Below are 9,367 nucleotides of genomic sequence, written 5' to 3'. Positions count from 1 at the left end.
CGCGCCACGCGCCGGATGGCTTAGCCGATCTTGAATCGCGATACGGAGTTGCGCAGCTCTTCGGTCAGCAGTGTGAGCTGGCGCACCGAGGCCGAGGTCTGGCGCGTGCCGGTGGAGGTTTCCTCCGTGACGTGCAGGATGTCGTCGATATTGCGCGCCACCGCGCTGGCCAGGCCGGCTTCGTGCGAGGTGGTCTGCGAAATCTGCTCGATCAGCTCGGCCAGCTGGCGCGACACGCGGCCGATCTCCTGCAGCGCGGCGCCCGCGTTGTCGGACAGCTTGGCGCCTTCGACCACGCCCTGGGTGCTGCGCTCCATCGCGTGCACGGCGTCCTGGGTGTCGGTCTGGATAGTGCGGATCAGCGCACCGATCTGCTTGGTCGCCTCGCCGGAGCGCTCGGCCAGCCGCTGCACTTCCTCGGCCACCACCGAGAAGCCGCGCCCGGCCTCGCCGGCCGAGGCGGCCTGGATGGCGGCGTTCAGCGCCAGCACGTTGGTCTGTTCGGTAATGTCGGAAATCAGCTCGACGATTTCACCGATCTCCTGCGAGGACTCGCCCAGGCGCTTGATGCGCTTGGACGTTTCCTGGATCTGCTCGCGGATATCGTTCATGCCGGCAATGGCATCCTGCACCGCGCGCTGGCCCTGTTCGGCCGCTGTCAGCGAGGTGCGCGCCACGTTGGCGGACTCGGCCGCGCCGCGCGACACCTGGTTGATGCGGTCGGCCATCTCCACCACCGACTCGCCGGTCTGGCGGATCTGGCGCGACTGCTCCTCCGCCGCCGCGGCCAGGTGGGTGGAGGTGTCCTGCATGCGATCCGACGCCTGGCTCACCTCGCCCGCGGTCTGCTGCACGCGGCGCACCAGTTCGCGCAGTTCTTCCACGGTGTAGTTCACCGAGTCGGCGATGGCGCCGGTGATGTCCTCGGTCACCGTGGCCTGGCGCGTCAGGTCGCCGTCGGCGATGTCCTGCAGCTCGTTCATCAACTGCAGAATGGCCTTCTGGGTGGCATCGTTGTTGCGCTTTTCGTCCAGGCGGCGCGCCTCGGCCTCGCGCTCGCGCGCCTCGGCCTCGCTGGCACGCACGCGCGAGTCGCGCAGGTAGAGCGAGACCAGGCCCGCCAGGCACAGCAGCGCCAGCAGCGCCGAGCCGATGGTGGCGGCCAGCGTCACCGGGCGGAAGCGTGCCGCCTGCGCATAGGCGCCCTGCAGCGCCGCCAGGTCGCCACGCAGCGCTTCGTTGTCGTTGAAGATCTGCTGCTGCGCGCGCTTGGCGGCGATCAGGCCGGGCAGGTTGCCCAGGATGGTCTGCGTGGTCTTCTGCACCGCGTCGAAACGCTGCGAAAGCTGCTCCAGGTAGCTGCGCGTCTCGGCGTCGCCGGCCGCCGACAACCGCAGCGCTTCGCTGCCGTTGAGCAGGCCGTCGAGCGTCTCGCGGAAGGTGTTGGTGTCCTTGCCGAGCAGGAAAGCGGTCTCGGGGTTGACGCCTTCGCCGGCGATGAACTCGTTCAGGTTCTTGCCCAGGCGCTGCGTCAGCATCACCAGCTGGGCCGAGGCCGCCACTTCGCGCGCGTTCGCCCCCGACTGCAGCTTGATCGCGGCAACCTGCTCGGCCGATTCCAGCAGTTCCGGGTTGGAGGCGTTGAAGATCTGCAGGGTCTGGCCGATGGTGGTGAGCGTGGGCTGCTGGGCCAGCACGTCGCCCGCGCTCTTCTCGCTGCGCTTCCAGGAGCCCATGGCCGTCTCCAGCAGCGGCTCGGCCGCGCCGGTGGTGGCCCGCACCTTGCGCGCAGCGCTGCCTTCCTGCAGCGCCAGCAAGTCGGCAGCGAGCTGCTCCCTGGACTGCTTGAGCTGGATGAAGGCCTGCGGATTGCCGAGCAGCGCGTTCGGCACCGCCTTGGCCAGGCGCTGCGAGTGCATCAGCGTGTCGCCGGCGATCTCGATCTGCGCCGCGCCGTTGTCGGCCTGCCGGTTGTCGAAGTAGACCGAACCCAGCAGCGCCGCCAGCGAAGCCACCAGGCCGATCGTCAAGACCCGCTGCCGGCTGGAGAAGGACATGCCGCGCAACCAGGCCCCGAGCCGGTCCACGGGAGTGGCGCCAAGACCGCCTGGCGCCGCCGGCAGCGGCGCCACCGGCACGCCATCGGCCGCCAGCCCCGCGGCCTGCGCCACCTGCGTGCGGCGACCCAGGCTGAATCTCTTGAAACCCATAGCTCCCCTCAATCCGTTCATTCGATGATTCTTCTGTGCTGCATGCTGTGCAGCGCCGGCGCCTGCCGCACGCTGCCCTGGCGACCGCGCTAGGCCGGTCGGCGCCCGGCCTGCAGGAACGCCGGCGTATCCAGCAGGCGGCGCACGTCCAGCACCTGCCAGCCGCGCCCTTCGCGGTCGACCAGGCTCGCGCCTTCCCACTCGCGGCAGGCCCCGCTGCCGGTTCCGCCCGGCGGCGGGCTCAGTTCGCCGGCGTGGCGCAGCCCCATGACGCGGGTGGCGAGGATGCCGCAGGCGCGCTCGACTTCGCGCGACAGCACGACGATCTTGCTGCCCGGCTGCAGCGGCGTGACACCCTCGCCGCAGAACAGGCCGAAGTCGATCACGCCCAGCAGGTTGCCGCGCGCGCTGACCAGGCCGGTGTACCAGGGCTGGGTCAGCGGCACGCGCGCGGGCTGGCGCATCTCGATCACCTCGCCGGTCTGGGCCAGCGGCAGCAGCCAGTGCCGGGCGCCTACCTGCAGGCCGAGATAACTGTCGACGGCGGGCAGGCTGCGCGCCTCCCGCAAGCGCCGCGCCAGCATCGCCTGGTAGTCCTGCAGGCGGGTGTGGCGCACGCGTAGGTCCTGGCGGGGAGCGTTCATGGCGGGGATGGCGCGGGCGGGTGGCGGATGGCTCAGTGCGACAGGGCGGCGATCTTGGTCAGCAGTTCTTCGCCGTCGACCGGCTTGACGATGTAGTCCGCGGCCCCCTGGCGCATGCCCCAGATGCGGTCGGTGTCCAGGCCCTTGCTGGTGCACATGATCACCGGGATGTCCTTGAAGCGTTCGTCGCGCTTGATCGAGCGCGTGGCCTGGTAGCCGTTCTGGCCGGGCATCACCACGTCCATCAGGATCAGGTCGAAGGCTTCGCTCTCGAGACGGGCGAAGGCCTGCTCGCTGTTGCCTGCGACCGAGACCTTGAAGCCGCGCTTGCCGAGCAGGTCGGACATGAACAGCGCCTCGGTGGGGGAGTCGTCTACGATGAGGATCTTATGGATGGTCATGATCGGATTGGGTTCGCGCAGCGCATGCGTGCGGCGTGCCGTCTTATGCAGGCAAGGCTGCAGACGATGCCGCAGATGACACTGCGGACGCTGCGGACGCTGCGGACGCCAGCGCGGCCGGCGCCGGCGCGCAGGTTTCCAGCACGTGCAGCAGCGCTTCGCGGGTGAACGGTTTGGCGAGATGGTCGCGCGCGCCGACCAGGCGGCCGCGCGAGCGGTCGAACACGCCGTCGCGCGAGGACAGCATGATCACCGGGATGGCGTGGAAGCGCGGGCTCTTCTTGATCAGGGAGCAGGTCTGGTAGCCGTCCAGGCGCGGCATCAGGATGTCGCAGAAAATCAGGTCCGGGTGCAGGTCGCCCACCTTGGCGAGGGCATCGAAACCGTCCTCGGCCAGCATGACCTCGCAACCCGCCTGCGACAGGAAGATCTCCGCCGTGCGGCGGATCGTGCTGGAGTCATCGATGACCAGCACCTTGCGGCGTGCGCATGCCGCGCCCGGCGCGCCGGCGACCCCGTCGTGTTCTGCAATCTGAGCGACCCGCATTTTGTTCCCGCGAACGGCGCCCGTCCATGCGGATGCGCCGGCATTCACTTGAGAACACCCGACCGGATCAGTCTGGCCGACCCGGCGGACCCCGATATCTAGTTTTTTTCCCAAAAAGCCGGCGAGCCGGCTGCTTGCCGGGCGGCGCATGGTTCCCGCGCCTACCCGTGTCCCCGGTGGCAGCGGCCGGCCGGGAACCGTGTTCAAATTTGCAGCAGAGTGTGACAAGACGCCGGGGGGCCGTCAATCGCGGCAATGCGGCCACCTCCGGCGATCTGTCGCTTCGGCGCGACGCGGCTGCGCGCGCGCCGGTGGCTCAGATAGCCACCATCTCGAAATCTTCCTTGCGGGCACCGCACTCGGGGCAGGTCCAGTTGATGGGCACGTCCTCCCAGCGGGTGCCGGGGGCGATGCCATCCTCGGGCGCGCCGGCGGCCTCATCGTAGATCCATCCGCAGATCAGGCACATCCAGGTCTTGTATTCCATAACGGGCAGGTGACTCTCCATTAAAATTCAGCGCAGATGGTACCGAATCAGCGCAGACGGCGCCAGCCGTGGCAAGCCAGATCCGTGCCAAATACGCCGCGTTCCCGACCGTTGCCGCGCAGTTCGCGCGCGAATCCCCGCAAATCCCTGCGTGTTCGCCGCGAATTGACGGCCGGTTGGACGCCTTTCCCCTGCTTTTGACTTCAGACAAGGCCATGTCCCGCAACCAGCAGCTCTTCGATCGTGCCCAGCAGACCATTCCCGGCGGCGTCAACTCGCCCGTGCGCGCCTTCCGCTCGGTGGGCGGCACGCCGCGCTTCATCTCCCGCGCCGAGGGAGCCTATATGTGGGACGCGGACGGCCAGCGCTATATCGACTACATCGGCTCGTGGGGTCCGATGATCGTCGGCCACACCCATCCGGAGGTGGTGCGCGCGGTGCAGCAGACTGCTGCCCAGGGCTTCTCCTTCGGCGCGCCCACCGAGGCCGAGATCGAAATGGCCGAGGAAATCTGCAAGCTGGTGCCGTCGATCGAGCAGGTGCGCCTGGTCTCGTCGGGCACCGAAGCGACCATGAGCGCACTGCGCCTGGCACGCGGCTTCACCGGGCGCGACCTGATCATCAAGTTCGAGGGCTGCTACCACGGCCACGCCGACAGCCTGCTGGTCAAGGCCGGCTCCGGCCTGCTGACCTTCGCCGACACCACCCGCAACGCGCCCTCCTCGGCCGGCGTGCCGGCCGATGTCGCCAAGCACACCATGGTGCTGGAGTACAACAGCGTGGCCCAGCTGGAACAGGCCTTCGCCAGCCACGGCGACGAGATCGCCGCGGTGATCGTCGAGCCGGTGGCCGGCAATATGAACCTGGTGCGCGCCAGCGACGCCTTCCTGCAGGCCATGCGCGCGCTCTGCACCCGACACGGCGCGGTGCTGATCTTCGACGAGGTGATGACCGGCTTCCGCGTGGCCCTGGGCGGCGCCCAGGCCCACTACGGCATCACCCCCGACATGACCTGCCTGGGCAAGGTGATCGGCGGTGGCATGCCGGCGGCGGCCTTCGGCGGCCGGCGCGACATCATGGCCAAGCTGGCGCCGCTGGGCGGCGTCTACCAGGCCGGCACGCTGTCGGGCAACCCGCTGGCGGTGGCGGCAGGCCTGACCACGCTCAAGCTGATCCAGGCGCCCGGCTTCCACGACCGCCTGGCCGCCCAGACCCGCAAGCTGGCCGACGGCCTGGCCGACGCCGCGCGCGCGGCCGGCGTGCCGTTCGCCGCGGATGCGGTCGGCGGCATGTTCGGCATCTACTTCCGCGAGGGCGTGCCCGCCAGCTTCGCCGAGGTCACCCAGAGCGACACCGCCCGCTTCAACCGCTTCTTCCACGCCATGCTCGACGCCGGCGTCTACCTGGCGCCATCGGCCTTCGAGGCCGGCTTCGTCTCGTCCTGCCATGACGACGCGGTGCTGCAGGCAACGCTGGACGCGGCACGGCGGGCGTTCGCGGCCTGAGCGACTCGGGCGGCCCGGGCGGCCCGGGCGGCCGGGGCCGCCCGTCGCGCTGAACGACCGCCGGGGTAGCGCGCGTCAGGCGCCGGCCACCGGCGCGCGCACGCCGTCGAGCGCCGCGTACGCCGCCGCCAGCTGCTCCGCCAGGGCGGGCGAGGCCGCGGTCATGGGCGCGCGCAGCTCGTCGCGCAACAGCCCCTGCCGGGCCAGCAGGGCCTTGAGCGGCCCCGGGTTGGTTTCGGCGAACAGCAGCGACAGCACCGGCGCGAGCGCCCGGAACAGGCGCCTCGCCTCGGCCAGCCGGCCGGCCTCCACGGCCCGCCAGAGGCCCACGAACAGGTCGGGCCGGACGTGGGCGGAGGCGATGATGGCGCCGCGGCCGCCCAGGCACAGCGTGCCCAGCACCTGCGCATCCTCCCCCGCCAGCAGCGCCAGGCGGCCATCGTCGATCACGGCCTGGGTGCTGTCGAGGCTGCCGCCGCAGTCCTTGAGCGCGCGGATATTGCCGTGGCCGGCGAGCGCCAGCAGGGTTGCGGTCTCGATCTTGATACCGGTGCGATAGGGAATGTCGTAGAGGACCAGCGGCGCCGCCGCGTGGTCGGCCAGCGTGCTGAAGTAACCCAGCAGCCCCTGCTGCGACGGCCGCACATAGCAGGGCGCCGGCGTCAGCAGGCCGGCCAGCGGCCGCTCGTTCAGGCGTGCCAGCCGCGCCAGCACCTGGCGCTGGTTGAAGCCGGCCAGGCCCATCATCACCGGCAGCCCGCCGGCCTCTTCCAGCACGGCATCCAGCACCGCCAGCTGCTCCGCCTCGTCCAGCGCCGCGGCCTCGCCGGTGCTGCCGCACACCACCAGGCCGGCGATGCCGCTGCCGCGGTAGTGCGCCACCAGCCTGCGCAGCGCGCCATGGTCCACCTCGCCCCCGGCAAAGGGGGTGACCAGCGGCAGCCAGATGCCTGAAAACACCTCCTGCCCGATGTCTTGCCTGGTGTCTTGCCTGATGCCCTGCTGGATCTCTTCTTGCCTCACGTCTTGCATCGAACTCTCCGGATCGACCGATCGGAAAACCGCACAGGTGCGCGCGGAGCGGGAGATGCGGACCAGGGGGGATGAGCGCCCTGCCGTGCGTGCCGTTCCGTCGCTCATCTGACGGAACAGCGCGCCCCGGTCAGATGAGCGGCTGTTTTTTGCTTTTGGCGTGCGCGCGCAGGCCGGCCTGGCCGGGAACGGCAGGGCCGGCGATGGCGGAAACGGGACAGGCGCGGCGCACGAGGGAGAATCCAGGACTGGAAAAATCCGGCGCATCGGCGCGCCGGGAACCGACAATCTACCCGCGCATGCCGCGCCGCGTCAACCGGCTGGCGCCACGCAAGGGGCACCTGCCCGTGCGCTACACTGGAGATTCGCCTGACTTTGGAGCCCTCGATGACCGCTTCCCTGACTTCGCCCCTGACCCTGATCCGCTGGCTCGTGCTGGCCTGGCTTGCGAGCCTGCTGAGCGCGTGCGGCTACAACGACTTCCAGGCCAAGGACGAAGCGGTCAAGGCCGCCTGGAGCGAGGTCATCAACCAGTACCAGCGCCGCGCCGACCTGATCCCCAACCTGGTCAACACGGTCAAGGGCTATGCCACGCACGAGCGCGAGACCCTGGAAGCGGTGACCAAGGCACGCGCCGCCGCCACCAGCATCCAGGTCACACCCGAGACGCTCAACGACCCTGCGGCCTTCCAGCGCTTCCAGCAGGCCCAGGGCGAGCTCACCAGCGCGCTGTCGCGCCTGATGGCGGTGTCGGAGAACTATCCGCAGCTGAAGGCCGACGCCTCCTTCCGCGACCTGCAGTCGCAGCTCGAAGGCACCGAGAACCGCATCACGGTGGCACGCCAGCGCTACATCGTCGCGGTGCAGGCCTACAACGTGCTGGCGCGCAGCTTCCCCACCAATCTCACGGCCATGGTCTTCAAATACCAGGTCAAGCCCGCCTTCACCGTGGACAACGAGAAGGCGATCGCGACGCCGCCGGCCGTGAAGTTCTGACCCCGGGGCGAACGACATGATGCGATCCTGCGCGGCACGTCCCTGGCCGCGGGCCCTGGCACCGCTGCCAGGCTGGCTGGCCTGGCTGGCAGCCCTGGCGCTCGCGCTGCTGCTGGCGGCGCCGGCGGCGCGCGCCGCCGACGACGGCTTCGTCGCCGTGCCGGCGCTGACGCAGCGCGTGACCGACCTCACCGGCACGCTCAGCGCCGACCAGCGCCGCGCGCTGGAGAACGTGCTGGCGGAGTACGAGCAGCAGCACGGCAGCCAGATCTTCGTGCTGATGGTGTCCACCACCGCGCCCGAGCCCATCGACGCCTACAGCATCCGGGTCGCCGACGCCTGGCGCGCCGGCCGCAAAGGCATCGACGACGGCGTGATCGTGCTGATCGCCAAGGACAACCCGCCCGGCCTGCGCAAGATGCGGCTGGAGGTCGGCCGGGGCGTGCAGGGATCGCTGACCGACGCCATGTCCAAGCGCATCCTGCAGGACGTGATGGCGCCCCACTTCCGCCAGAACGACTTCTACGGCGGCCTGGCCGCCGGCGTCTCGGCCATCCAGGCCACCATCGACAAGGAGGGCCTGCCCGGGCCGCAGGCCGCCGGGACGGCCGGCCAGGACGGCTGGAGCACCTGGCTGGCGGTAGGGTTCCCGCTCGCCATCATCCTGTTCTTCTTCATCTCGGCCGCGCTGCGCCCGCGTGCGCCCGACATCGTCACGGGCAGCCGCTACGGCAGCCGCGGCCCGGGCCCTGGCGGGCTGGGCGGCCTCGGAGGACTGGGCGGCCTGGGCGGTCTCGGCGGCCTGGGTGGCGGCGGCTTCGGCGACTCCGACCGTGGCGGCGGCGGTGGCGGCTTCAGCGGCGGTGGCGGAGGCGGCTTCGACGGCGGCGGCGCCTCCGGAAACTGGTAGCGCGACAGCGATACACGGCAGCCATACGGAGACGCCCATCATGCCTTTCATCCGACGCGCCCTGCGCCACCTGAGCCACCGTCCCGGCACCGCCCGGCGCCATTTCCCGCCGGCGGCACAGCAGGCGCTGCAGGAAGCCGTGCGGGCCGGCGAGCAGCGCCATCGCGGCGAGGTACGCGTGGTCATCGAAGCCAGCCTGCCGGTCGGCCACGCCTGGCGCGGCGTCAGCGACCGCCAGCGCGCCCGCGCCCTGTTCGGCGCGCTCGAAGTGTGGAATACCGAAGAGCACACCGGCGTGCTGCTCTACATCAACCTCGCCGACCATGCCGTCGAGCTGCTGGCCGATCGCGGCGTCGATGCCTGTGTCGGCAAGGCGGCCTGGCATGCCGTCTGCACGGCACTGGCCCAGGACCTGGCGCGCGAGCTGTCGGTCCGGCCCGTGCTGGAAGCGGTGGCGCGGATCCATGCCTTGATCGAGGCGCACTTCCCGGCGGATGGGCGGCCGCGCCCCAATGCACTGGACGACCGGCCTCTGGTGCTGTAGCCGGCCGCGGCGCGGCCTCACCCGCCCAGCCGGCCCTGCCGCCCTGCCCATCGGGCCCACCGCGCCCAGCGGGCCCGCCCAGACCCACCGG

The 9,367-nt window shown here is 70.5% G+C and carries 10 protein-coding genes; 4 read left to right on the top strand and 6 right to left on the bottom strand.

What is annotated here, in order from left to right:
- Positions 1 to 20: 20 nt before the first annotated feature.
- The 5 genes from BKK81_RS06850 to BKK81_RS06830 form a co-directional block, all read right to left on the bottom strand.
- On the bottom strand, positions 21 to 2,210 hold the full coding sequence (locus tag BKK81_RS06850) for a methyl-accepting chemotaxis protein (RefSeq protein ID WP_071011581.1): 2,190 nt from the start codon (positions 2,208 to 2,210) through the stop codon (positions 21 to 23).
- Positions 2,211 to 2,299: 89 nt separating this feature from the next.
- Complete coding sequence (locus BKK81_RS06845) at positions 2,300 to 2,854, bottom strand: chemotaxis protein CheW (protein ID WP_071011580.1); 555 nt, start codon at positions 2,852 to 2,854, stop codon at positions 2,300 to 2,302.
- Positions 2,855 to 2,886: 32 nt separating this feature from the next.
- Positions 2,887 to 3,255 (bottom strand): response regulator, encoded by a 369-nt coding sequence (locus BKK81_RS06840; protein WP_071011579.1) that lies wholly within the window; start codon positions 3,253 to 3,255, stop codon positions 2,887 to 2,889.
- A gap of 43 nt (positions 3,256 to 3,298) precedes the next feature.
- Positions 3,299 to 3,802 carry a response regulator gene (locus BKK81_RS06835; RefSeq protein WP_071011577.1) on the bottom strand — a complete coding sequence of 168 codons (504 nt, stop codon included), beginning with the start codon at positions 3,800 to 3,802 and terminating at the stop codon, positions 3,299 to 3,301.
- Between the two features lie 316 nt (positions 3,803 to 4,118).
- Positions 4,119 to 4,289, bottom strand: a complete 171-nt coding sequence (locus BKK81_RS06830; protein ID WP_010813017.1) for a rubredoxin — start codon at positions 4,287 to 4,289, stop codon at positions 4,119 to 4,121.
- A gap of 215 nt (positions 4,290 to 4,504) precedes the next feature.
- On the opposite strand from BKK81_RS06830, the gene hemL reads away from it, so the two are divergent.
- Entirely contained in the window at positions 4,505 to 5,794 is a 1,290-nt protein-coding gene (hemL, locus tag BKK81_RS06825; protein ID WP_071011576.1) for a glutamate-1-semialdehyde 2,1-aminomutase, read from the top strand.
- 75 nt (positions 5,795 to 5,869) lie between these two features.
- Here hemL and dapA read toward each other — a convergent pair whose 3' ends face one another.
- Positions 5,870 to 6,826 carry a 4-hydroxy-tetrahydrodipicolinate synthase gene (dapA, locus tag BKK81_RS06820; RefSeq protein WP_071011574.1) on the bottom strand — a complete coding sequence of 319 codons (957 nt, stop codon included), beginning with the start codon at positions 6,824 to 6,826 and terminating at the stop codon, positions 5,870 to 5,872.
- A 387-nt stretch (positions 6,827 to 7,213) separates the two neighbouring features.
- Here dapA and BKK81_RS06815 point away from each other — a divergent pair, with 387 nt between their 5' ends.
- Genes BKK81_RS06815 through BKK81_RS06805 form a run of 3 tightly spaced genes read left to right on the top strand, consistent with a single transcriptional unit; the run spans position 7,214 to position 9,276 of the window.
- The gene (locus BKK81_RS06815; protein ID WP_071011572.1) at positions 7,214 to 7,822 is read left to right on the top strand and encodes a LemA family protein; all 609 of its coding nucleotides are present in this window, start codon (positions 7,214 to 7,216) and stop codon (positions 7,820 to 7,822) included.
- Between the two features lie 19 nt (positions 7,823 to 7,841).
- On the top strand, positions 7,842 to 8,732 hold the full coding sequence (locus tag BKK81_RS06810; RefSeq protein ID WP_071016172.1) for a TPM domain-containing protein: 891 nt from the start codon (positions 7,842 to 7,844) through the stop codon (positions 8,730 to 8,732).
- 40 nt (positions 8,733 to 8,772) lie between these two features.
- Positions 8,773 to 9,276 (top strand): TPM domain-containing protein, encoded by a 504-nt coding sequence (locus tag BKK81_RS06805; RefSeq protein ID WP_071011570.1) that lies wholly within the window; start codon positions 8,773 to 8,775, stop codon positions 9,274 to 9,276.
- Positions 9,277 to 9,367 lie beyond the last annotated feature (91 nt).

It is taken from the genome of Cupriavidus sp. USMAHM13 (assembly GCF_001854285.1).
Classification (GTDB): Bacteria; Pseudomonadota; Gammaproteobacteria; order Burkholderiales; family Burkholderiaceae; genus Cupriavidus; species Cupriavidus malaysiensis.
This window is presented reverse-complemented; position numbering and strand designations above follow the sequence as displayed.